Source organism: Rhodococcus sp. 15-725-2-2b (assembly GCF_002259075.1).
In the GTDB taxonomy this organism is placed as follows: domain Bacteria; phylum Actinomycetota; class Actinomycetes; order Mycobacteriales; family Mycobacteriaceae; genus Rhodococcoides.
Window position 1 is genome coordinate 255,486 of the sequence record NZ_NPFL01000006.1, and the last position, 23,964, is coordinate 279,449.

24 protein-coding genes are annotated in these 23,964 nt (G+C 64.8%); 8 read left to right on the top strand and 16 right to left on the bottom strand.

Annotated elements, in window-relative coordinates:
* Positions 1–18 precede the first annotated feature (18 nt).
* The 5 genes from CH306_RS06950 to CH306_RS06965 form a co-directional block, all read right to left on the bottom strand.
* Positions 19–723: a M50 family metallopeptidase gene (locus CH306_RS06950; RefSeq protein WP_032396733.1), complete on the bottom strand. Its 705-nt coding sequence runs from the start codon at positions 721–723 to the stop codon at positions 19–21.
* A gap of 77 nt (positions 724–800) precedes the next feature.
* A complete protein-coding gene (locus CH306_RS06955) occupies positions 801–1,757 on the bottom strand; it encodes an acyl-ACP desaturase (RefSeq protein WP_094646414.1) in 957 nt (318 codons plus the stop codon).
* Positions 1,758–1,885: 128 nt separating this feature from the next.
* Positions 1,886–2,320 (bottom strand): GtrA family protein, encoded by a 435-nt coding sequence (locus CH306_RS06960; protein ID WP_143545375.1) that lies wholly within the window; start codon positions 2,318–2,320, stop codon positions 1,886–1,888.
* A gap of 164 nt (positions 2,321–2,484) precedes the next feature.
* A complete protein-coding gene (locus CH306_RS29005) occupies positions 2,485–2,652 on the bottom strand; it encodes a hypothetical protein (RefSeq protein WP_176459207.1) in 168 nt (55 codons plus the stop codon).
* A gap of 76 nt (positions 2,653–2,728) precedes the next feature.
* Complete coding sequence (locus CH306_RS06965; RefSeq protein WP_094646105.1) at positions 2,729–4,114, bottom strand: maltokinase N-terminal cap-like domain-containing protein; 1,386 nt, start codon at positions 4,112–4,114, stop codon at positions 2,729–2,731.
* A gap of 157 nt (positions 4,115–4,271) precedes the next feature.
* Here CH306_RS06965 and CH306_RS06970 point away from each other — a divergent pair, with 157 nt between their 5' ends.
* On the top strand, positions 4,272–5,036 hold the full coding sequence (locus CH306_RS06970) for a pirin family protein (RefSeq protein ID WP_094646106.1): 765 nt from the start codon (positions 4,272–4,274) through the stop codon (positions 5,034–5,036).
* Positions 5,037–5,147: 111 nt separating this feature from the next.
* Positions 5,148–5,624: a DUF4190 domain-containing protein gene (locus tag CH306_RS06975; protein WP_230596931.1), complete on the top strand. Its 477-nt coding sequence runs from the start codon at positions 5,148–5,150 to the stop codon at positions 5,622–5,624.
* A gap of 17 nt (positions 5,625–5,641) precedes the next feature.
* On the opposite strand, the gene CH306_RS06980 is transcribed toward CH306_RS06975, so the two are convergent.
* The 4 genes from CH306_RS06980 to CH306_RS06995 form a co-directional block, all read right to left on the bottom strand.
* Positions 5,642–6,760 (bottom strand): GGDEF domain-containing protein, encoded by a 1,119-nt coding sequence (locus tag CH306_RS06980; protein ID WP_094646107.1) that lies wholly within the window; start codon positions 6,758–6,760, stop codon positions 5,642–5,644.
* A gap of 105 nt (positions 6,761–6,865) precedes the next feature.
* A complete protein-coding gene (locus CH306_RS06985; protein ID WP_256981074.1) occupies positions 6,866–8,449 on the bottom strand; it encodes an ABC transporter permease in 1,584 nt (527 codons plus the stop codon).
* Positions 8,446–9,324: an ABC transporter ATP-binding protein gene (locus tag CH306_RS06990; RefSeq protein ID WP_045197412.1), complete on the bottom strand. Its 879-nt coding sequence runs from the start codon at positions 9,322–9,324 to the stop codon at positions 8,446–8,448. Before CH306_RS06990 ends, CH306_RS06985 begins: the two co-directional genes overlap by 4 nt.
* Entirely contained in the window at positions 9,321–9,935 is a 615-nt protein-coding gene (locus CH306_RS06995) for a TetR/AcrR family transcriptional regulator (protein ID WP_094646417.1), read from the bottom strand. The genes CH306_RS06990 and CH306_RS06995 overlap by 4 nt, the downstream gene beginning before the upstream one ends.
* A 54-nt stretch (positions 9,936–9,989) precedes the next feature.
* Here CH306_RS06995 and CH306_RS07000 point away from each other — a divergent pair, with 54 nt between their 5' ends.
* On the top strand, positions 9,990–11,948 hold the full coding sequence (locus CH306_RS07000; RefSeq protein ID WP_094646108.1) for a M13 family metallopeptidase: 1,959 nt from the start codon (positions 9,990–9,992) through the stop codon (positions 11,946–11,948).
* 35 nt (positions 11,949–11,983) lie between these two features.
* On the top strand, positions 11,984–13,294 hold the full coding sequence (locus tag CH306_RS07005) for a cytochrome P450 (RefSeq protein ID WP_094646109.1): 1,311 nt from the start codon (positions 11,984–11,986) through the stop codon (positions 13,292–13,294).
* On the opposite strand, the gene CH306_RS07010 is transcribed toward CH306_RS07005, so the two are convergent.
* The 5 genes from CH306_RS07010 to CH306_RS07030 all read right to left on the bottom strand — a co-directional run bounded on the left by CH306_RS07010 (position 13,272) and on the right by CH306_RS07030 (position 18,569).
* Positions 13,272–14,354, bottom strand: a complete 1,083-nt coding sequence (locus CH306_RS07010; protein ID WP_094646110.1) for an ABC transporter ATP-binding protein — start codon at positions 14,352–14,354, stop codon at positions 13,272–13,274. The two genes, CH306_RS07005 and CH306_RS07010, sit on opposite strands and share 23 nt — an antisense overlap.
* Positions 14,354–15,679: an ABC transporter substrate-binding protein gene (locus CH306_RS07015; protein WP_094646111.1), complete on the bottom strand. Its 1,326-nt coding sequence runs from the start codon at positions 15,677–15,679 to the stop codon at positions 14,354–14,356. The genes CH306_RS07010 and CH306_RS07015 overlap by 1 nt, the downstream gene beginning before the upstream one ends.
* A 28-nt stretch (positions 15,680–15,707) precedes the next feature.
* Positions 15,708–16,568, bottom strand: a complete 861-nt coding sequence (locus CH306_RS07020) for a carbohydrate ABC transporter permease (RefSeq protein WP_179272836.1) — start codon at positions 16,566–16,568, stop codon at positions 15,708–15,710.
* Positions 16,569–16,594: 26 nt separating this feature from the next.
* A complete protein-coding gene (locus CH306_RS07025) occupies positions 16,595–17,527 on the bottom strand; it encodes a carbohydrate ABC transporter permease (RefSeq protein ID WP_176459206.1) in 933 nt (310 codons plus the stop codon).
* A 133-nt stretch (positions 17,528–17,660) separates the two neighbouring features.
* Entirely contained in the window at positions 17,661–18,569 is a 909-nt protein-coding gene (locus CH306_RS07030; protein ID WP_094646113.1) for a L,D-transpeptidase, read from the bottom strand.
* A 295-nt stretch (positions 18,570–18,864) separates the two neighbouring features.
* On the opposite strand from CH306_RS07030, the gene CH306_RS07035 reads away from it, so the two are divergent.
* Genes CH306_RS07035 through CH306_RS07050 form a run of 4 tightly spaced genes read left to right on the top strand, consistent with a single transcriptional unit; the run spans position 18,865 to position 21,963 of the window.
* Positions 18,865–19,584 (top strand): glycosyltransferase, encoded by a 720-nt coding sequence (locus CH306_RS07035; RefSeq protein WP_256981075.1) that lies wholly within the window; start codon positions 18,865–18,867, stop codon positions 19,582–19,584.
* Entirely contained in the window at positions 19,581–20,576 is a 996-nt protein-coding gene (locus CH306_RS07040) for an acyl-CoA dehydrogenase family protein (RefSeq protein ID WP_094646115.1), read from the top strand. The genes CH306_RS07035 and CH306_RS07040 overlap by 4 nt, the downstream gene beginning before the upstream one ends.
* Positions 20,570–21,319, top strand: a complete 750-nt coding sequence (locus tag CH306_RS07045) for a PIG-L deacetylase family protein (protein WP_179272825.1) — start codon at positions 20,570–20,572, stop codon at positions 21,317–21,319. Before CH306_RS07040 ends, CH306_RS07045 begins: the two co-directional genes overlap by 7 nt.
* Positions 21,316–21,963, top strand: a complete 648-nt coding sequence (locus CH306_RS07050; RefSeq protein ID WP_094646116.1) for an SAM-dependent methyltransferase — start codon at positions 21,316–21,318, stop codon at positions 21,961–21,963. The genes CH306_RS07045 and CH306_RS07050 overlap by 4 nt, the downstream gene beginning before the upstream one ends.
* A 6-nt stretch (positions 21,964–21,969) precedes the next feature.
* Here CH306_RS07050 and CH306_RS07055 read toward each other — a convergent pair whose 3' ends face one another.
* Both CH306_RS07055 and CH306_RS07060 read right to left on the bottom strand, forming a co-directional pair.
* Positions 21,970–22,707 carry a GAF and ANTAR domain-containing protein gene (locus CH306_RS07055; protein WP_094629187.1) on the bottom strand — a complete coding sequence of 246 codons (738 nt, stop codon included), beginning with the start codon at positions 22,705–22,707 and terminating at the stop codon, positions 21,970–21,972.
* A gap of 98 nt (positions 22,708–22,805) precedes the next feature.
* The gene (locus tag CH306_RS07060) at positions 22,806–23,831 is read right to left on the bottom strand and encodes a zinc-binding metallopeptidase family protein (RefSeq protein ID WP_032396748.1); all 1,026 of its coding nucleotides are present in this window, start codon (positions 23,829–23,831) and stop codon (positions 22,806–22,808) included.
* Positions 23,832–23,964: the final 133 nt, after the last annotated feature.

The following is a 23,964-nucleotide window of genomic DNA, read 5'->3' on the forward strand; positions in this document are numbered from 1 at the left end:
CTCGAACCTAGACGAGCATCACTGCACCGGCATAAGTATTCGCCACGCGCCCAATGCCAATGAGCCGACGGTGACGAGCAGGAACAGCCCGACCCAGACGATGCCGGGTAGGAAGGTCAATCGAGCCAGCTGATCGGCGTCGGAGTCCCGCGCCCGTCCTGCGCTGCGCGATTTCTGCAGTTCGAGCACGGGACGCGGACCGGCGATCAGCAGGAAGAACGTGATGAAGTACGCCGCGGCGACCTGTTGCTCTCCGGTGCCCCACCAGGACACGACGAACAGGGCGGCCCCGACGGTGACCAGGGAGAGCAATCCGTAGATGTTGCGAATCATCAACAGCATCAACGCGATCGAGACGATACCGATCCACAGCACCGCGGACGCATGCTGAGTCCCGAGCACGAACGCGGCACCGAGACCGAGTAGCGACGGCCCGACATAGCCGGCGAAAGTCATGGCGATGACGCCGAGCCCGGTGGGCTTGCCCTTCGAGATCGCGACGCCCGAGGTGTCCGAATGCAAGCGCAGGCCCATCAGCTGACGACCGGTAATCAGCGCAACGAACAGGTGCGCACCCTCGTGCGCGATGGTCACCACGTTGCGCGCGATCCGCCACGTCTGCGGCAACACGACGATGACGAGTGCAATCACAGCAGCAACTTGGACGATCCATACCGGTGGATCAGGACTCACCGCGGAGATGCGGTCCCAGAATTCGTTCACACCCAAGTATGCGGCTTCGCCGCAGTGGCATGGTTATGTGCCGCTGAGGGCACATAACCGCACCACTGCCGCAGGCACTACGACGCGCGTGCTTCGGCCTTCGCACGTTCGCGGGCGAGGGAGCGATCACGCATCTCCTCGAACTTGGTGGCCTGACGCTCGAGGTCTTCGAGGAACGCGGCGAGTTCCTCGCGCTTGTTCTCGCCGCGGCCGGTGAAGTCGTTGCGCTCGAACACGCTCCACTTGCGCAGGACCGGCCAGACGACGTCCTCGAGGTGCTGACGCAGGTCGTAGATGCCGTGCTTGGCCATCAACACACCGTTGCGGCGGAAGTTCGGCATACCGGCACCGGGCATGACGAAGTTCATCACGATGTCCGAGACCGCCTGCAACGTCTGATCGGGAGCGATGTCCATCGCCGCGCCGGTGATGTTGCGGTAGAAGATCATGTGCAGGTTCTCGTCGGCGGCGATGCGCTGGAGCATGCGGTCGGCGATCGGATCGTCGCAGACCTTACCGGTGTTGCGGTGCGAGACGCGGGTGGCCAGCTCCTGGAACGTCACGTAGGCGACCGAGTGCAGCAGACCCACCCCTGCACCGGCAGGCGACGCATATCCGTTGGTCATGTGGATCATGCGGGCTTCTTCGAGGGCGACGGGATCGACGCCGCGGGTGACGACGAGGTAGTCACGCATGACGATGCCGTGCCGGTTCTCCTCGGCGGTCCACCGGCCGACCCACGTGCCCCAGGCACCGTCCTGGGAGAAGTTCTCGGCGATCTCCCGGTGGTACGACGGCAGGTTGTCCTCGGTGAGGAGGTTGGTGATCATCGCGGCCTGTGCGACGTCGGAGAGCTTGGACTGCTCCGGGTCGTAGTCCTGGCCGCCGAGTGCGGCGAAGTTACGACCTTCGTCCCACGGCACGTAGTCGTGAGGGTGCCACTCCCGAGCCATGGACAGGTGACGGTTCACATTGTCCTCGGCAGTGGGCACCAGCTCTTGCAGAAGCTCGAGCTGTGTCAGATCCCTGGCCATCGACATGCCTCCTCGCGTTGACGTCGGCTCGCCAGCCTAGGGCGATCGATGCGTCGTGCGGGGTGCCTTGCCCGGATTCTGTTAGAGGTCGCAATCACCGGCGAGGCCGGGTGGTGCGATTTCACAGCTCACCGAGTGGCGAGATTCGATACGGGGGTTGCGAGAGTCGGTGAACGGAACACCCAGCCACGGAGAGCGAGGAATCGGGCGGCTCCGAAGATGCCACTCACGGCGATCACGACCAGAACCTGTACGTACGTCGGTGCCGCCGGGAACAGGATGTGCATTGCGGCCAGTGAGGCGGTGCTCAGACCGAGCCCGATCAGGGCCAGTCCTCCGGCTTCCCACTGAGTCTGGAACCAACCGACTCGACCGGTCGCATGGAAGGTGTGACGGCGGTGCAGTTCGTTGGCCAGGACGGTACTTGCGGCCACACCCGCGAGGTTGGCGGTGAACGATCCGAGGGAAGCGAGCGCGACGAACAACAGGGCGTACACACCGTTGCTCGACACCCCGACGATCACGAATCGCGTGAACTGAGCGAGCACCGACTCCCCGAGCATCCGCGACCTGATGCGGGGCGCACAGCCAGACGAACCGGACGCAGCTGGAGCTTTCAGGGAAATGCTCACGAGGACTCCAGTTGTAGAACCGGAAGCGTCGGTCGGCGCTTCGACTCGATACAACTCCGCGCACCGACGAATCGGTCTCGGGCGTGACGGAAGTCTCAGGCTTTCGTGGAACTTTCTTCCCGGGCGCGCTTCTTGCGGTCCAGGTCGATGTTGAGGCTGTCGGGCTTGATCGATGCGACGAACAACACCGCAACGAGCACGACCACTACGACGATGGTGACGACGACCACCGCGATGCCGAAAATTGCCAAGATACCGTTCATGTCCTGCCTCCCGTGTCAGGCAATACGGTACTTGTCGTAGACGGGCCGGTCGACGTCGCCCCTCGTGCGTCGCAGTTCAACTCACCAGGCGCGCTACGGCCCGCATCGGCAACAACAGCCAGGTGGGCCGATTGCGCGCCTCGTACAGAACTTCGTACACGGCCTTGTCCAGTTCGTATGCACGCAACAGGTCGGCCTCGTCACGGGGATCGTGCCCGGCCACCGAGGCGTATCCGTCGAAGAATGCCGAGATGCTCCGCGCCGCCCACTGCTCGGCCCGCTCACGCGCCGACTCGTCCTCGGGGCGGTCGACCAGCAGGTGGTTGGCGGCGTAGTCGAACGAGCGCAGCATTCCTGCGACGTCGCGCAGCGCGCTGTCCATCTGCCTACGTTCGGCCAGGGTCTTAGCCGGCTCACCCTCGAAATCGATGAGCAGCCACCGTTCGGGAGTGCCCAGCACCTGACCCAGATGCAGGTCGCCGTGGATGCGCTGCACCGTGGTGCTGTTCGACGCCTCCGCCCGCGAGATCAGCGCGGTCGCCGCCGGGATGTACTGCGCGATCTCCGGCACCACCCGTGCCACTCCCGATATGCGGGCGAGGATCTCCTCGACGGCGGTAGCTTCCACCGACCGCTCGGCGGTGCCCAACTCCGATGCCAAATCGTGGTGTACCTGCGCCACAGCTGCTCCGATTCGATGCGCGTCCGGGGCGAAATCGGCCGGCAGCTCTTCGATCGGTGTCTGCGGGGAATCGAACACCTCCTGCACGCTGGCCAGCGCCGCAGTCCAGCCTTCGGCGGAGTTCGCGGCGAAATCCTGGGCCATGCCGAGCGTCGTGGGTTCACCGCCGACTTCGGCTTCGAGCCAGCCGCGAAGCGGCGCGACGTTGACGCTCCCCGCCGCCGCCAACGCGCGATGCAGTTCCACATCGGGGCTGATTCCCGGCGGCACCTGACGAAACAGCTTGAGCAACAGCAGATCACCGAGAATCACCGAGGTGTTGGACTGCTCTGCCCCCAGAACCCGACCGCGCAGACCGCTCGGCACACTCGAACCGTCGACGATCCTGAATTCGATACTGCCAGTGGCTTTTCCGGCGGCAAGTGCATCGCCGTACAGGCCGATGATCTCGGGGTCGCGTAAACCGTCGAACACGGCCACCTCGCCCGCCACGGGCAGGGTCCACGGTCGGAGATCGTCGGTCAGCTCGGTGCGGAACCCCAGTGGAACCTGGTAGGTCTGCGTCACGGCGGTGCCGTCCTGCGTCAGCTGCACCTCCACCAGCAGATGCTCGGCCGCGAAATGCGGCTCGTCCAGGAGCACGTCGCGCGCGACGATGCGCACCGCTCCGACCGTCGAACCCTTTGCGCCGAACCACCGTTGACCTGGCAACCACGCCGCCAGAGCATCCTCGAGCTGGGGTTCGATCGTGCGTGCCACACTCGAGCTGGAACCGACCATGAGAATCTCTCGCCGCCTTCGGGGGAGTTTGCGGAGCTTGTGACCGTACTCAGCGAAACCTACCCACTCCCGGCGACGCTCACACACCGACCGCAAAGACACCCGAACGTTATGCAGGTCGTACGCCGGTGCACGGACATGCTCGTAGAGTGGTCACATGTCCGCTCCACTGACCGCCCACATCGACGTACACCGCGCCGGTGATCGATCGAAAACCCGTGTGTCCTGGCTGGACTCGAAACATTCGTTCTCCTTCGGCCAGCACTACGACCCCGACAACACCCATCACGGACTGTTGCTGGTCAACAACGACGACATCGTCACCGCCGGTCAGGGTTTCGAGACACATCCGCATCGCGACATGGAGATCGTCACGTGGGTGATGCAGGGTTCACTGGTGCATCAGGATTCCATCGGACACTCCGGAATCATCCATCCCGGCCTCGCGCAACGGATGACCGCGGGCAAGGGCATCATGCACTCCGAGAAGAACGACTCCTGGAGCATCGACGGCAACAGGCACACCGAACCCGTTCGCTTCGTGCAAATGTGGGTGCTCCCGGACATTCCCGGTGCCACACCCGGATACGAACAGCTCGAGATCGGCGACGAACTACTGCGCGGCGGGTTGGTCACCGTCGCGTCGGGAATGCACAAGCACCGTGATCGGGCAGCGATCACCATCGGCCAGAAGTCGGCTGCACTGCACGCGGCAAGGTTGTTGCCCGGAGCCTCCGTGACCGTGCCCGACGCCCCGTTCGTGCACCTGTTCGTCGCGCGCGGCACCGTCACGCTCGAGGGGGTGGGCGAGCTCTGGGAGGGTGATGCAGTCCGCATGAGTTCCACTGGCGGACAACGTGTTACCGCGACCGAATCGGCCGAGGTACTCATCTGGGAGATGCATTCGCGGCTCGGCGGGTGACTCACCCGTTCGATGACAAGTTGATCACGGGAGCACGTGGCTCCTGTGCGCACCGAAGCCACCCACATACACTCCGAGCGTTCACGATCGCCGATATCGGAGGTACTCAACGTGTCGAATCAGAATCCGCCGCCCGGAAACTATCCCCCGCCCGGAAACTACCCTTCACCCGGTGAGTACCCCCAGCAGGGCGGCTACCAACAACAGCCACCGGCACCGAAGAACACCGTCGGCACGGTGGCTCTGGTCCTGGCGATTCTGGGTGTGTTGTTCTCCTGGACCATCGTCGGGGGCATTCTTCTCGGCCTGATCGCCATCGTTCTCGGCTTCGTCGGACGTTCCAGGTACAAGAAGCGCACCGCCACCAACGGCACCGTGTCACTCATCGCGATCGTTCTGGGTTTCGTGGCCGCAGCGCTGTCGATCGTTCTCGTCGTCGTCGGGGTCGGCCTGTTCAACGCAGTCGGTGGACAGGACTTCACCGACTGCCTCAGCAACGCAGGCAGCGATACTGCCGCACAACAGCAATGTGCCGACGAATTCCAGCAGAACGTCGAGAACCAGTACGACGACTCCACACCGAACTGAGCCGCCGCGTCAGGCACTCAGGTCTCGGTGCCTGACGGAGACCGATCACGTCGGGGCGTCGAGCCCGCCACGACCACCTGATTGCCGCCCTGCTGCTTGGCTTCGTACATCGCCGCGTCGGCTCGCCGCAACAGCAGCGTGGTGAGTTCCACGATGTCGAAATCGATGTCCTCGGAAATTGGATACGTGCAATGCGCGACGCCGATGCTCACCGTCAGGGGCGCGGGGTCCTCCGCGGAATGCGCGGCGCAGCGATACTTCTCGGCCAGCGCGAGGGCCTGGTTCTCGGCCGATTTGGTCACCACGGCGAACTCTTCACCGCCCACCCGCGCAACCAGCACACCGTCCGTCGTCAACCGACGTGCGACGAGTTGCAGGGCCGCGTCCCCCTGGTGGTGACCGAATCTGTCGTTGATCGACTTGAATCGGTCCACGTCGACGACCATCACCGACACATCGTTCGCCCCCAGGAAATACACCGGCAGTGCCTCGTCGAGCCCGCGCCGGTTGCGCACTTGAGTGAGTGGATCGAAGTTGGCCGCCTGCGCCTGAACCTGCAGTTTGAGAAGCAGATACTGGAAGAACGTGGGGCCCATGAACGTGATGGGCAACAGCACCACCAGCTGCGCGACGGCCAATCCGGGATCGGTGTCGGGTGAGAGCAGGATCAGCACGAAGAAGAGCGTCACGGCCGACCCGGCCCACAGCAAGTGCAGCGCCATGACTTTCGGACTGTGGAAGAGCTGGACGTACACGCTGTTGGCTGCGAGCATCGCGAGGGCCAGGAAGGTGGTCTGGGGCGATCCGTAGGACAACAGAACCAGCGTCACTCCGACGTCCGAGTACACGGCGAACAACAGAGACACCCGCTTCGAAGGCCAGGGAGCTTTCAGCCAGGCGACACCGACCGCGAGCGTCGACACGATCGCAACCACGATGATCGACCGGCCGACAGTCGATGTCGGCGGGGAATCGGTGAGCAACAACAGTGCGGCAGCGGCGAGTCCGTACGAGAACGTACTCAAGGATGCAGCGAGGCGATACGGAGCGAGCGCACCGTGCAGCCCGAGGTAGCTCACCACCGATTCGTAGCTGTGCGGCTGGTTCCACCATGTGCGCAGGAATGTCGAGTGCACGTAACCTCCATGCGCGTTCGGCTCAGAGATCACGGACCCGACAGGACGCCACCATGTCGGACCGGGCCGGACAAATCGGCCACACCCGATGCTATCGGACGCACATCACGCTCGGATGCCTCTTTGTCGGAACGCTGTGAAACCTCCCATACCGACGACGATGGCGATCACGACGAGCCATCCGATCGGCGCGAATTCGACTGCCGCTCCCGGCAATCGCGGAACATGAGTGAAGGGCGAGAGATCGAGCCAGGGCTGAGGCAGGCCCACGACCGACCCGACCTGGCCGACGGCGACGAAGCCTCCCAGAACGGCCCACAGGACGGTCGCGAATCGGGGGACAGCGCCGAACAGGGCAAGGCCGATGGCCGTCACCACCCATACGGCCGGGAGCTGACCCAGTGCGCCGCCGACGACGGACGGCAGTTCGCCCGAGACATCGCCGGTCGCCGACCCGTACGTCAGCCCGATGGTGAGGCCGACGACCAGCAGCAGCCACGCCGGGCCGAGAACGGCCAGGAGTAGGTGCCCTGCCAGCCAGCGGATCCGCGAGACGCCGGTGGCGAGAACGATCTCGGCCAGACCCGCCTCTTCCTCGGCGTGGAGGCGCAGCAGGGCCGACACCGAGTAGGCCGCCACCATGATGCCGACGATGCTCAGCACGGCCGCGACGAACGATTGTTCGAGTGTGGTACCGCCGAATTTTCCGAGCGCGTCGCCGATAGTAGTACTGCTGCCGAGCTGGTCGTCGATCCCGTCCGTGGAAGCTCCGACGACAGTGCCGAACAGGGCGAGCCCGACGGTCCAGACGACGATGGTTCCGCGAGAGAGTCGCCAGGCGAGAGCGACGGGACCGGACAGTGACGGAGCGGCGGCCACCCGCCCGCGGCGCTCGGCCCGCAGCCCACTGCCGAGGTCGCGTCGACTCGCGGTCACGAATGCCGCGGCACAGAATGCGGCTGCGGCCGCCGGCGACAGCAACAGCGGCCACCACCTCTCGTCGGCGAACGGCCGCACCTGCGCCGACCACCCGATCGGCGAGAACCACGACAGGGTTCCCGAGCCGATGTCGCCGACAGCTCTGAGAACGAACGCTGCGGCCAGCACGCCTAGGGCGTAACCGCGAGCCACCCGAGCTCCCGACGCCACCTGCGCCGACACTGCCGCACAGCCGACGAAGACGATCCCCACCACGGCGACCGACGCCCCGTACGCGACGCTCCCGGCCACCGGCAGGCCGAACGCCCACAGCGAGAGAGACGACAACATTCCCGTCGCCGCCACCGCGCCGCCCGCCAACGCGATCGCCGCGGCCAACCCGGCGTAGCGTCCCACCGCCGTCGATCCGATCAGCTCGGTTCGACCCGCATCCTCCTCACCTCGGGTGTGACGGACCACAGTGAGGATCGCCGCCAGCGGAACCAGCGCCAGCACCAACCCCGAACGCCAGGACACCAGAGCTCCCAGGTCACTACCGAAGATCGGGCCGACGAGCGCTGCCTGCGCGGGCGCCGACAGAGTCCCGAGGTAGAACGCCTGACGATCCGCCGCCGTCGGATACAGGCCCTCGAAGCTGACCGCGTACAGCAGCGGCAACGCCCCGAGCAGAACGATCCACACCGGTGCCACCAGACGATCGCGACGCAGATACAACCGCAGCAACGCGCCGGTTCCTGTCAGAGCCTTCATGCGTAGTACCTCAGGAACAGTTCTTCGAGTGTCGGAGCGGAGCTGACCAGGCTGCGGACTCCGGCGTCGGCCAGCACGTGCATCGTCGCCGCAAGGGCCTCGTTCTCCACCGTGCAGGTGACCGATGATCCCGCGACTCGGACGTCGGACACCCCCGCGAGCGTGGTCAAACCGTCGGGCATGCGCTCGAGATCGGCAGTGACCGTCGTACGAGACAGGTGTCGCATCGACGCCAGAGTCCCGGTATCGACCGTCCGCCCGTCCTTGACGATCGTCACCGAACTGCACAGAGCATCCACCTCGGACAGGATGTGCGAGGACAACAGCACCGTGACTCCGCGTCGGGCAGCATCTTTCACACAATCGCCGAAGTGCTGCTCCATCAGCGGATCGAGTCCCGAGGTGGGTTCGTCGAGGACGAGCAACTCCACGTTCGACGCAAGAGCCGAGATCAGCGCCACCTTCTGGCGATTGCCCTTGGAGTAGGTGCGGGTGCGCTTGCCCGGGTCGAGGGAGAACCTCTCGATCAGCTCGGCGCGACGAGCAGAGTCGATGCCTCCTCGCATTCGGCCGAGCAGGTCGATCACCTCACCGCCGGTGAGCGACGGCCACAGCGTCACGTCACCCGGCACGTAGGCCAGGCGTCGATGCAGCGCTACGGTGTCGGTCCAGGGGTCGCTGCCGAGCAGCCGCACGTCGCCTTTCGTCGCGCGGATCAGACCCAGCAGGATGCGGATCGTCGTGGATTTGCCGGCTCCGTTGGGACCGAGGAAGCCGTGCACCTCACCGGTCGGTACGTGCAGCGACAGTCCGTCGAGCGCCCGAACCGAACCGAATTTCTTCACCAGGTCGTCCACTGCGATTGCGTCGGTCATTCTTTCGCCTCCAGATACGTGTCCAAAGCTCGGGAGTCGGTGAACAGTCCGTCGGTGTAGAGCTCGAGCGCGGGCAACATGACCTCGTGGCCTAGGGCGCTCAGTGCCTCGCGGAAATCGACGTCGGGGCCGGCCATCTGCACGTACAGCAGTAGTCCGCCGACGTTCTGTCGCGTCAGGAATCGGGCGCGTGCCGCGGGGTCTCGACTGGGGGTGAATCGGCCGTCGCGGACTCCTTCGTCGATGTAGCGGACGGCGTCGTCGACCATGTGCTCGAACAACTCTCGCGCCAGCGCACCGCCCGAGGAGAAGCTCCGCACCATGTAGGCAACCAGCGGCGCGTACTCGTCGATCCGAGCGAGCTGTTCCATCATGCCTGCGGGCGCAGCCGAGGCGGTCTTCGATTCGCGGATCACTCGCAGAACGTGCTCGTCGCACGCTGTGCGCAGCCCGTCCTTGGACCCGAAGTGGTGATTGAGCAGCCCGGGAGAGACTCCTGCCGCGGTGGCGATGGACCGCACGCCTGCGGTGAAGCCCTGTGAGCCGAAGACGCCGATCGCGGTGTCGCGGATTCGTGCCCTGGTGGTGAGATCCTCCGATACTGAACGCATGTACAGCACATTAAACACCCGTTCAATCGAGCGCAAGAGTGTAAAGATGGACGCATGACTTCAGTAGTGAACTCGGGCATCGATCTCAGCTACCAGGACGAGAACACACGCGCACAGGACGACCTGTTCGTGCACGTCAACGGCAAATGGCTCGAGGAGTACGACATCCCGGCCGACCGCGCAGTCGACGGAGCATTCCGCACGCTGTACGACCGCGCCGAGGTCGACGTACAGACCATCATCGAAGAATCGGCCGCCGCGAACCCGCCCGCGGGTAGCGACGCGCAGAAGATCGGCGACCTGTTCTCGAGCTTCATGGACGCCGACCGTGCCGAGCAACTCGGCGTCACCCCGATCGCCGACGAGCTCACCGCCATCTCCGACGCCACCGACCTCGTCACCCTCGCAGGCGTTCTCGGCTCCCTGCAACGCACGGGCGTCGGCGGTGCAATCGGCCACTACGTCGACACCGACGCCAAGCAGTCCGATCGCTACCTGGTCCACTTCAGCCAATCCGGCATCGGCCTGCCGGACGAGTCGTACTACCGCCAGGACGAGTACGCCGAGATCCGTACGAGCTACCTCGAGCACATCTCGAAGATGTTCGCGCTCAGCGGCATCGAGTACGACGCGCAGACGGTGTTCGACCTCGAGCAGAAGATCGCCGCCGGCCACTGGGACGTCGTGGCCAGGCGTGACGCCGAGAAGAGCTACAACCTGGTCGATTTCGACACCCTGGTTCAGAATGGTGCCGGATTCAATTGGGCTGCATGGATTTCCGGGCTCGGTGCCACTACCGAGCAGTTCGCCGAGATCGTCGTGCGCCAGCCACCGTTCCTCAGCACCTTCGTCTCACTGTGGACTTCCGAGGACATCGAGGCATGGAAGGCGTGGCTGGCCTGGCGCGTCGTGCATTCGCGTGCGCCGTTCCTGACGAGCGCGATCGTGGACGAGAACTTTGCGTTCTACGGAACGACGCTGACCGGTACCGAGGAGAATCGCGAACGGTGGAAGCGCGGAGTCTCCCTGGTTCAGGACGTGCTCGGGGAGGCCGTCGGCAAGCTCTACGTCGAACGCCACTTCCCGGCCGACTCCAAGGCCAGGATGCAGGTGCTCGTCGAGAACCTCACCGAGGCGTATCGACGCAACATCTCCGAGCTCGAATGGATGAGCCCGGAGACGCGTGAGAAGGCCTTGGACAAGCTGGGCAAGTTCACCCCCAAGATCGGCTACCCCGATCGGTGGCGCGATTACTCGAGCGTCGAGATCAGCGCCGACGATCTGCTCGGCAACTACCGCCGCGGCTACACCGCGGACTACCAGCGCGACCTCGACAAGCTCGGCGGACCCGTCGACCGTGACGAGTGGTTCATGACGCCGCAGACCGTCAATGCGTACTACAACCCCGGCATGAACGAGATCGTCTTTCCCGCAGCCATTCTGCAGCCACCGTTCTTCGACCCCGAGGCCGACGACGCGGCCAACTACGGCGGCATCGGAGCCGTCATCGGTCACGAGATCGGCCACGGATTCGACGATCAAGGTGCCAAGTACGACGGTGACGGCAACATGGTGGACTGGTGGACCGACAGCGACCGCACCGAATTCGGCAAGCGCACCACGGCCCTGATCGAGCAGTACAACGAATTCGAACCCAAGGCACTGCCCGGCCACAAGGTCAACGGCGAGTTCACCATCGGCGAGAACATCGGCGACCTCGGTGGTCTGTCGATCGCGGTTGCCGCCTACGAGATCTCGCTCGAAGGCAAGGACGCGCCGGTGCTCGACGGCCTGAGCGGCCTGCAGCGCGTGTTCTTCGGGTGGTCACAGGTGTGGCGCACCAAGGCACGCGATGCCGAGGCAATCCGTCGACTCGCCGTCGATCCGCACTCGCCGCCGGAGTTCCGCTGCAACGGAGTCGTGCGAAATCTCGACAGTTTTCACGAAGCATTCGACGTACGGCCCGGAGATGCGCTGTACTTGGACCCGGGGAAGCGCGTCAAGATCTGGTAGCAACAGGCTGGTACACAACGGGGAGGGGACATCGGATGAAGGAATTCGCACGCTGGCTGGCCGCACACGGGGTGGTGCGCCTCGCGGCCAAACGGGGGGCGGCCGCAGGTGATCGGCAAGCGATGCTGCTGGTCGATCCGGCGACCCGGGCCGATCCGACACCCGTCTACGAGGAGTTGCGCGCCACCGCGCCGCTGGTGAAGACACGGATCTCGAACATCACCGTGCACCACCGGGTGGCGTTCGACCTGTTGCGCTCGGACGATTTCCGCGTCACCCAGCTGGGCGCAACCCTCCCCGGGCCGCTGCGTTGGATCGAGGCGCACACCCGGTCCGGTGCACTGCACCCGATTCTGCCGCCCTCGCTGCTCTCGGTCGAGCCACCCGACCACACGAGGTACCGCAAGCTGGTGTCCTCGGTCTTCACCGCCCGCGCGGTGAAGAAGATGCGCGATCAGGTGCAGGAAACGGCCGATGCTCTGCTCGACGAGCTGTCCGACGGTTCTCCGGTCGTCGACATCGTCGATCGCTACTGTGCGCGTCTACCGGTCGCGGTCATCGGGCGCATCCTCGGAGTGCCGGTGGAGGACAATCAGCGAGTCCTCGAGTTCGGCGAGATGGCCGCACCCAGCCTCGACATCGGATTGTCGTGGTCTCAGTTCAAGCAGGTCGAACGCGGTCTGATCGGATTCGACGCCTGGCTGTCGCAACATATCGCCGGATTGCGTCGCAATCCCGGTGACGATCTGATGAGTCAGCTGATCGCCGCGGAGGACGAGGGCGTCGGCCTCAACGACGAGGAGCTCAGGGCCACCGCAGGTCTGGTGTTGGCTGCGGGGTTCGAGACGACGGTCAATCTGCTCGGCAGCGGGATCCAACTGCTGCTGGATCACCCCGACCAACTGGCTGTGCTGCAACAGGATCCGTCACACTGGCCCACGGCTGTCGACGAGATGCTGCGGATGGAGTCTCCCGTACAGCTCACGGCCCGCATGGCCAAGCGCGACGTGGAGATCGAGGGAGTGACGGTGCACGCGGGCAAGCTCGCCGTGCTGGTGCTGGCCGGTGCCAATCGGGATCCGCTGGTGTTCGAGGACCCCAATCGCTTCGACGTCACCCGCGCCAATGCCGGTAAGCACCTGTCGTTCTCGGGCGGGCGGCACTACTGCCTCGGCGCTGCACTGGCCAAGGCCGAATCGGAAGTGGGCCTCAAGACCCTGTTCGACCGGTACCCTCACCTGCGGTCGGCAGGCGAGGGAACCCGTCGCAACACCCGTGTCCTGCACGGATGGGCCACGCTCCCAGTGAATCTCGGCGAGCCGGCTACGACAACCGCAGGCCTGTAACGGAATCGAAGAAGAACAGCTCGTCCAGCTTGGGTACCAGCCGAACGGTTTCGGCCAGTGCGATGGACAGCTTGCGATCGACTCGGACCGACATCCTCCCGGATGCGGTGGTCCACCCATCGATCGTGGCGGGTGCGGAGGCGTAGACGAACGACTCCGCACCCAGTTCCTCGATCAGCTCGACGGTCAGGTGCAGGCCGCCGGCACTGTCGCCGACCAGATCCCACGATTCCGGTCGCACGCCGACGACGACCCGCTCGCCCGCCGAGGACGGGACGGGAATGCGCAACTCACCGAGTACGGCCGCGCCGTCGCGCACGGGGGCGTCGACCAGATTCATCCCGGGTGACCCGATGAATCCGGCGACGAACGTGTTGACGGGATTGTCGTACAGCTCCCGCGGCGCAGCGATCTGCTGCAACTTGCCGTCCAGCAACACGGCGACTCGATCACCCATGGTCATGGCCTCGACCTGATCGTGGGTGACGTAGACCGTCGTGGTGCCCAATCGTCGCTGCAGACCGGCAATCTGAGCCCTGGTCGACACCCGCAGTTTGGCATCGAGGTTGGACAACGGTTCGTCCATGCAGAACACCTTGGGTTGACGCACGATGGCGCGCCCCATGGCCACTCGCTGTCGCTGTCCGCCCGAGAGCTTGCCGGGCTTGCGGTTCAGCAATGGCTCGAGCTCGAGCATCTTCGCGGCATCGAGTACTCGTGCTGCGGTGTCGGACTTGCTCATTCCGGCATTGCGCAGCGCGAAGCCCATGTTGTCGCCGACGGTCATGTTGGGGTACAGCGCGTAGTTCTGGAACACCATCGCGACATCCCTGGCCCGCGGGGCCAATGACGTGACGTCCACTCCGCCGATGTCGATGTGACCGCTTTCGACGGACTCGAGACCGGCGAGCATTCGCAGACTCGTCGACTTCCCACACCCCGAAGGTCCGACGAGAACGATGAATTCACCGTCCGCGATGTCGAGTTCGAGGTTGTCGACAGCGAGCGAATCGGCACCCGGGTACCGGTGCGAAACACCGGCGTAGTGAACGGCGGCCATTACTTCGGCAGCTTCGGGGTGATCTGGCGGTCGATGATCTGCTGCAACTGATCCGAGACGGATGCGAATGTCGTTGCGACATCGGCATTCTGCAACGCGATCTGCTCGAGTCCACTACCGATGATCTTGTCGCCGCCGGGGACGAACACGCGGGCGTAATCCTGCGAACGCGTCAGCGCCAACTGGTCCACGGCCATCTTCGCGTTGGGGTTCGCCTCGAGGAATGCGATCTCCGACGGGTCCTGCTGCGCAGACTTGCGGACCGGCATGTAGCCGGTGTTCTGGGAGAAGTACGCGGTGTTGGCACCGTTGGTGACGAAATCGATGAATTTGAGCGCGTTGACCTTTCGCTCGTCCGAGATCTTCGCCGGAATGGCCAGACCGGCTCCGCCGGTGGGGCAACCGGGGGTCCCCTCGGTGGCAGGCAGGAACGCGGTACCGAACTCGAACGCCGCCCCGCCCTTGATGGTGGACAGGTCGCCGGTGGAGGCGATGGTGGACGCGATGATGCCGGCGGCGAAGTCGTTGGCGATGTCGTTGGAGACCGCGGCGTACTTCTTGGTGTGGATCATGTCCTGCAGGAACTTGCCTGCCGCAATGGTATTGGGGTCGTCGAACTTCAGCTCGAACTGATCGGAGTAGGATCCCCCGAACGTCCAGATGGGTCCCTCGAACGTCCACCCGAGGTAGTCGACGGCGTTACCCCAACCGTGAGCGAGCTTGCCGTTTCCGACGACGGCCTGAATGCGCGGGCCCCATTCGTCGAACTCCTGCCAGGTGGCCGGCCCGCGATCGGGCAGTCCGGCCTGCTGCCAGACGGCCTTGTTGTAGTAGAACAGCGGCGTCGAGCGCGCGTACGGCAATGCCCAGTGGCTGCCGTTCCAGTTGTAATCTGCCAGCAACGAATCCACGTAGTCGGACTGGTCGACGCCTGCCGCGGAGAAGTGCTTGTCGAGCGGCTCGATCGCACCGGTGAGGGCATAGTTGAACCACCAGACGTCCGAGAGCACGACGACGTCGGGCACATCGTTGCCGGACAGCGCCGCGTTGAACTTCTGCGACACCTCCTCGTAGTTCTTGCCACCGTCGATGAGATTGACCGTCAGGCCGGGGTTCTCGGCCTGGAAGCGCGAGATCAGTTCCTTCTCGAACTCCTGGGACTTGCCGGGGTGGTTCGACCAGAAGTTGATGGTGTTCGCGTCGCCTTCGACAGCCTCGCCGCCCGACCCACCCGATCCGGGGCCGCTGCACGCAGCGAGGGCTGCGGCGGCCGCGGCCGCACCGGTGAGCGTGAGGAAGCCACGCCGATTGATGATGTGTGCCATGGTGTTCGACTCCTGATAGTGAGGTGAATCAGCCCTTGACCGCACCGGAGGTGAGGCCCTTGATCATGTGGCGTTGCAGGACGAGAAAGACGAGAAGGATCGGCAGAATGGTCAGCACCGTCGCGGCCATCACCGCCCCCCAGTTGGTGTAGCCCTCGCTGTTCTGGAGCAGCGTCAACCCGACCGGAAGCGGTGCGACGGACGAGTCGTCGGACATCAGGAACGGCCAGAGGTACTCGTTCCATTCGGTGACGATCGTGATGATGGCGAAGGCGACCATGGTCGGGCCGGACAGCGGCAGGATCACCCGGAACATCAGCCGTACCGGTCCGGCACCGTCCATCCGCGCGGCCTCGATGATCTCCGGTGGCAGCGACAGGAAGTGGTTGCGCATCAGGAACGTACCGAAGGCGACCCCCGCCAGCGGAATTATGATGCCCTGGAACGAGTTCCGCCACCCCAACTCGGAAATGAGCGAGTAGTTGGAGATGACGGTGATCTGATTGGGCACCATGAGGGCGGCGACGATGACGAGAAAGACGACGTTCTTGCCCGGGAAGCGCAGGAACACCAGTCCGTAGGCACTGAGAACCCCGAGGACGAACTTGATGGACGACACGGCCGTGGTGATGATGATGGAGTTGCGCAGATACGTGAAGAACGGCACCTCCGTCGTCGCCTCGTCGTAGTTCTGTGGATGGAACACGCTGGGCCACCACGTGACCGGCTGAACGTAGATGTCGGGTCGATCCTTGAAGGAGGTGATCAGGATCCAGAACAGTGGCAGCCCGATCATCAGCAGGACGGCGACCATGGCCGCGTATCCGAGGATGTTGGCGCTGCGTCGCGCACGTTGCTGGTCGCGCGGCCCTGGCACCTTTTCCGGCATTGCCGTCCGAGGCCTGTTCGTCACTGTCATCGTTGATCGTCTCGATCCATGATTCGTACCTGCACGAGGGTGACGATCAGCAGGACGAGGAACAGGATCGTCGCGACCGTGGCACCGTAGCCGGCCCGGAAGTTGCGGAACGTCTCCTCGTAGACCTGGTAGACCATCGTGGTGGTGCCGGTGCCCAGCGGGCCACCGCGCGTCATGACGTTGATGATGTCGAAGACCTGGAGCGAGTTGAGCAGCACCGTGATCGACAGAAAGAACGTCGTCGGGCGCAGTTGCGGCAGAAGCACTTTGCGGAACGTGGTCCAGCGACTCGCCTGATCGATCTCGGCCGCTTCCATCAGTTCCTTGCGCACACCCTGCAGAGCCGCGAGGTAGATGACGAAGGTGTAGCCCAGGTTCTTCCACAGGTACGTCACGGTGATCATGACCATCGCCCACTTCGGGTCCTGATAGAAGTCCGGGACGGTACCGAGGCCGAAGCGTCGCATCAGATCCTGGACGAGCCCGAAGTTGGGGTCGAAGACGAACTGGAATGCGATACCGATCGCTGCACCCGAGATGACGTACGGAGCGAACACGGCGGAGCGAACGAAGTTGCGGCCCCTGAGCTTTCGATCGAGCAGCAGCGCCAGCACGAGGCCGAGAACCAGTGAGCCCACCACCGCGGCGACCGTGAACACGACGGTGTTGCCGACGATCTGCCAGGTGTCCTCGCGGGAGGCCCACTCGCGGTAGTTGTCGAATCCGACGAACGTGGACGTGGGCGAGGACAGGTTCCAGTCGAAGAACGAGAACTGGAAGTTCTCCACCAGCGGCCGATACGTGAACACGCCCAGCAGAACCAGATTGGGGCCCACGAGAATCAGGAACAGTGCGTAATCGGTCCACGGCCGGGAGAAGAATCGCTTCTCGCGTGCCGTGGGCAGCACTCGTTCGGTTGTTGCACTCACCGCGAGGACTGTGCTCAGTCGCGGCTAACGAATGGTGAACTCAGCCCCAACGCTCACCGTCGTACAGACCAACCTATGTGAGCGGAACTTCGTAGTGGGCTACGAAGTTCCGTGCACATGCGGCGAAGCCGCTCTAGCGGTTCCAGTCTCCGAGACCGTCGGATCCGCTGAGGGTGCCGCCGTCGGTGTTGACGACGATGACCGGGTCGCCCTTCTGGGCGTTCTCGAAGAACCACTTGCCGTCTTCGGTGCTGACGTTGAGGCAGCCGTGGGAGGCGTTGGAGTAGCCCTGCTGCGACTCCGACCACGGAGCAGCGTGCACGAAGATGCCGCTGTAGGAGATGCGCGTCGCGTACTCGACGTAGGTGCGGTAGCCCTCCTCGGAGTCCACGGGGACGCCGTAAGTCGACGAGTCCATGTACATGTCGCGGAACCGTTCGCCGACGATGTAGGTGCCGTTGGGGGTCTCGTGCCCGACCTTGCCCATCGAGGTGGGCATGGTGCGGACCACCTCGCCGTTGCGGGTGACGGTGATCTGCTTGGTGTTGTCGTCGGCCGTGGTGATGATGGAGTCGCCGGTGGAGAATTCGGCCTTCGCTCCGCCCGCCTCGACGGTCACCTGGGTGTGCGCCGGGTAGAACTCGTTGGGCAGCCACCGGACCTGGGTGTCGTTGATCCAGTAGAAGTGCCCGGGTACGGACGGGTTGGTGGTGACGCGGATGGCGCGCAGCGCGGCGTCACGATCGCCGATCGCCTCGTCGAAGCGGATGGCGATGGGCTGCGCGACTCCGACGACCTCGCCGCCCGAGGGGCTGATGCTCGGATCGGAGAAGTTCGCGGGCGCGAGCTGCGGGGTGAGCTGCTGCGGCGCGGGTGCAGCCGGATCCGCGGATCCCGGCATCCCGGGGATGGAGACGTCCGGGCCGCCCGGCCACAGTGGCGCGGCCTGTGCCGAACCGAATGCGGCGGACGTGGCAAGGGCTGTACCTGCAACGATCGCGCCGATACGGGCGAATCTGCGTGTGCGAACCGGTGATGCCATGTAACCCGACCATCCTTCGTGCTGCGTCGCGACACCCGCGAACTGTGCTGCCGCGGGGCAACGCCCATTAACACATACCGCCCCGACATTTGCTAATCGGATATCCCCGAAACGGACGAAAGAAACCACCGGTACGAGTATCTTCTCGCAACCGGTCCCGGAGCCGTCTCACCAGGCTGCGGCGGATGTGTCGGCAGCCGGGGAACGGGTATGTGCGATGAGAGCACATCCCGTCCAGACACCGGCGGTTTCCGAAACGGACTCTTTTTCGTCCGGTGTCCGTAAAGGGTGGACCGTGATCTCCGATGCTTTCCCCCGTACCCCCGTCACCCACATCGTCGTCGTCGTACCCGCGCACAACGAGCAGGATCTGCTCGACGCCTGCCTGACCGCCCTGGTACGAGCACAACGCCGAGTCCGCGATGTGGCCTCGGTGTCCGTCTCGACGATCGTCGTGCTCGATGCGTGCACCGATGACTCTGCGCGCATCGCAGCACGTCACCCGTCCGTGTCGGCCGTCGAGGTGGCACACCGCAACGTCGGCGCGGCGAGAGCTGCCGGATTCGCGACGCACGGCCCGGAACACAGCCCATCGACGTGGTTCGCCACCACCGATGCCGACACCCGGGTGGGTGAGGACTGGCTGCTCGGCCATCTCCGACACGCCGCCGACGGCGCTCGGGCAGTGGCCGGAACGGTGGCAGTCGATTTCGAGGGTCACATCGAGGAGAACCTCGGGTTGCGGTCGTCGTACGACGCGCACTATCGAAACGAGTTCGGCCACCCACACGTGCACGGTGCCAACCTCGGCGTCCGAGCGGCGGAGTATCTCTCCATCGGCGGATTTGCACCTCTGACCACCGGCGAGGACCACGATCTGGTCCGACGCCTCGAGCTCGGCGGCTTCGAGTGCCGTCGGGTGTGCGACATTCCGGTCACGACGTCGGGTCGGCTGCGCGGCCGAGCGCCCGACGGCATGGCCGGATTCCTACGTGCCCTGGAGGCCACCGCATGAGCGAGACCGGTTTTCTCGAATCCACCGACCGAGCCGACGTCGACACCGGGCTGCGCGCCGCGTTCTTGGCGTTCGAGGCGGACGGTCGTCTCGACCTCGCGCTGCCCGGCTCGGGATACACCGATCTGCGCTGGCAATCGCTCGCCGCCCTGAGTCGGCACAACACGGTGCTGGGCCGGTGGTCCGAAGCGCATACCGACGCGATCGCGATCCTGCACGAACTCGACGGCCCGACGCCACAGCGTGGGCAGATCTGGGGAGTGTGGGCTGCGGAACCGCCTGCTCCGATTCTCGAAGCGGTGCCGAGTGATTCGGGCTGGGTTCTCACCGGGACGAAACCGTGGTGCTCGGGTGCGTCACTGTGTACCCATGCGCTCGTGACTGCACGCGTGGAGGGCAGCCCTCGGCTGTTCGCCGTCGACCTGACGCACCCGGGCGCAACTCCGGTACCGAACACGTGGCATGCAGTGGGGATGAGCGAGAGCGATTCCGGCTCGGTCGCCTTCGACAGTGTCCCTGCCGTTGCGGTCGGCGGCCCGACCGACTACCTCACACGACCGGGCTTCTGGCACGGGGCGATCGGGGTGTCGGCAGCCTGGTTCGGGAGCGCATGCGCGGTGGCGGACACGCTTCATGCTGCAGTCCGCGACAGACCCGATCCGCACCGTACTGCACATCTCGGTGCCATCGCGGCCGCACTCGGAGCGGCGTCGAGCGCACTGACCACCGCCGCAGCGGAGGTGGATGCCGATCCGTTCGACCGATCCGGTCGCGCCCGAACCCGGGCCCGCATCGTGCGGGCTGTGGTCGAGGATGCGGCAACTCAGTGCATCGACCGCGTCGGGCGCGCTCTCGGTGCAGGCCCGCTGTGCAGCGATTCCCAACACGCCCGACGCGTCGCAGATCTCACCGTCTACCTGCGGCAGAGTCACGCCGAGCGCGACCTGGAAGCCCTCGGGCACGACATCGCAGAGGAGGACAACCCTTGGTAGAGAACGCATTCGATGCCGAAACCGATGTCGGCACAGCCGAATCGGACTGGATGTCGGCCGACTGGTCCATTCCCGGCCTGCAGTGGAAGGACGTCCTCACCATGGTCGTCGTCGCCCCGCACCCGGACGACGAGGTGCTCGGCGTCGGCGGCCTGCTCTCTCTGGCTGCGGCATCGGGCGTCGATGTTCGGGTGGTCGCCGTGACCGACGGCGACGGCTCCCATCCCGGTTCCCCCACCGTCACGGCAGAGGATCTGCGTGCGCGTCGCCCCGCCGAGTCCGAGCGCGCGTTGGCCGAATTGGGGATCGACCACTCCCCGATCCGTCTGCAGATCGCCGACGGTGACGTCGAGAACCACGAGAGCGCGGTGGCCGATGCGCTGATGCCGCTGCTCGACGCCACCCCCGGCACCTGGTGTCTGACGCCGTGGCGCGGGGACGGCCATCCCGACCACGAAGCCACCGCGCGGGCCTGTCTCACCGCGGCGAACGCCGTCGGGATACCGGTGGTGGAGTACCCGATCTGGATGTGGCACTGGGCAACTCCGAATCATCCTGCCGTGCCGTGGACACGTGGACGCCGCATCGACCTGCCGCCGCGCACCCTCGACGCCAAACGAGCGTCGATCGAGCAGTTCGATTCGCAGATCCGCCCATTGTCCGATCACCCTGCGGACCGAGCGGTGTTGCCGCCGCACATATTGGCTCGGTACCGGCGACCGTTCGAGGTGGTGTTCGCGTGAGCGAGGGTTCTCGAACAAGCCTCGGTGCCGAGTACTTCCGCACCGTCTATGCGGACAAGGACGATCCGTTCATGCTCGACAGCAAGTGGTACGAGCGTCGCAAATACGCGCTGACCATGGCCTCGCTGCCGAAACCGCAGTATCGGCGCGCGCTCGAACCCGGCTGCTCCATCGGGGTGCTCACCGAACAGTTGGCGATCCGGTGCGATCACGTGGTCTCGACCGATGTGGTGCACAGCGCCCTCGATTCGGCACGGAGGCGCGTAGGTGACACTGCTGCAGTCGAATTCGCGCTGTGGTCGCTGTCCGACGACTGGTCGACCCTGCCCACACCCGAGGCGACGTTCGATCTCGTCGTCATCAGCGAGGTCGGGTACTACCTCGACGCCGACGACCTGTCGTCGGCGATGACGCGCGTCGTCGAGCACCTCGAAGCCGAGGGCACCCTGGTGGCTGCACACTGGCGTCACGACGTGGACGACTACCCGATCTCGGGTGACCGCGTTCACGAGATCATCGCCGCCACACCGGGATTGGCACTACTGAGTCGCTATCTGGACGAGGACGTCCGGATCGAGGTCTTCGTCGCCTCGGACAGCCCGGCCGTGTCGGTCGCGAGCACCGACGGCCTCGACGTGCGGTGAATCGACTCAGTCGGACGATTCGGCCGCGTCGGCGACCAGCTGCGCGGCGAGGTCGGCGAGCTTGACGTTGGTGTCTTGCGAGAGCTTGGCCAACAAAGCGAAAGCTGCCTGCGAGTTCAGGTTGTAGCGCTCCATCAGCATGCCCTTGGCCTGACCGATCAGGTCTCGGCTCGTCAATGCCGCCCGGATCTGCTGTTCTTCACGCGCGGTGGAGAACGCGATGGCCGCGTGCGCAGCGAACAGCGAACCGATCGATTCGGCCTCGGCCGAGAAGGCGTTCGTTCGGGTGGAGTGGAGGTTCAACGCGCCGAAGTTGAAGCCCTCGACGTAGAGCTGGAAGCAGATCATGCTCTTGACACCCAGCGCCGAGGCGGCGACGGTGAACTGTGGCCAGCGAGAATCGCTGTCCATGTCGTCGATCCTGATGGTGGTCTGTTCGATCGCCGATTCGAGGCAGGGACCTTCGCCCAGCTGCTCCTGGATCTTGTCGCAGTGGCCCGCCACCTCGCCGACGAGGGCCGCACTGTGCACGAACTTGCCCTGCAACACCGTCGTGATGGACGCGAATTCGGCGGACGGGATGTTGGCCACCGCCGCCTCGGTGATCGTGGCCAGGACCCGATCGGGATCGGAGTGCTGCCGACGTAGTCTCTCGGCGACCTCGGCCAGTCGTCGGCTGAGCTCGAAGTCCGTGACGCGCGGATGGGCGGTCGAGTCCAGTGTCTGCTCGCTGATGGCGGTCACCTCGTCCTGCTGCGCCGGGGCGCGTCCCGGTATCGGCGAAGTGCCGACACCACAGGATACGCCCCGGTTGCAAATCCGGGAGGACCGTTAGCCCGGCATCAGAGTGTGCTGGGGGCGATCAGCGAGTGGACGAATCCGATCTTCTTCACGACGGTCGCAGGCAGCACGAACGGGTAGAGGTCCTGGTGGCCCATCGACCGGTTGATCTGGTTCAGTGCCCACGACAACGGCAGCCACCACTCGATGATCTGATCGAAACCGACGTCACCCGGCAGCGGGCTCTCCAGCGTCGAACCGGCCGGGGCCATACCGAAGGCTGCAGCCGTGTCGAGCGTGTCACGGATGTGGAGATAGTGCGCGAACGTTTCGGCCCAGTCCTCGGCGGGGTGCATGGTGGCGTAGGAGGAGACGTAATCGTCCTCCCAGTTGGCCGGCGCACCCTCGCTGTAGTGGCGATCGAGTGCGGCCTGGTAATCGGAATCCGGATCGCCGAAGAGCTCCTCGAACGCCGCGCGGTGCTCACCGTTGCCGACCAGCACCATCTGGTAGTAGTGGCCGATCTCGTGACGGAAGTGTCCGACCAGGGTGCGATACGGCTCGGACATCGCCACACGCAACTGTTCGCGGTGCACGTCGTCGCCCTCGGCGAGGTCGAGGGTGATCAGACCGTTGTCGTGGCCGGTCATCACCTGCTGGTTCGCGCTCGAGAGCAGATCGAACGTCAGTCCCGTCGTGTCGTCCTCGTCCCGGCCGACGATGGGCAGGCCCAATTCGGTCAGTTCGAGTACGACTCGACGCTTGTTGGTCTCGGCATCCGCGTAGGCGGCCATCGCGTCGACGTCGTCGTCGGCGGGGCGAGTACGCGTGAGCCGGCACGACACGCAGAGATCGTCGCTGTCGTCGGTGTCGACGAGCCAGTTGCAGCGCGCCGTGTTGAGGTTGGCGCACATCTTCCACGTGGTGCCGTCCACCTCGGCCTCTGCGACACCGTCGTCGGCCTTGTCGGGGAGCACCAGCAGAGCTCTGCTCGGCAGATGGAAGCCGAGCGCGCTCGAGCAGCTCAGACACAGTGAGTTCTCGAACGACAGCTTCTGTCCGCATTTGCGGCAGATGAAATCACGCATGGATGTTCCTTCGTGGCAGGGGTGAGTCGGGCTCGTATTCCCGTTTCCGGACGGACTAATGCCCTTCATCGAATATGTTGTGCACATCTCCCTCGCCGTGCGGCGAGTTCGACAGCGCAATAACGTTACTCTG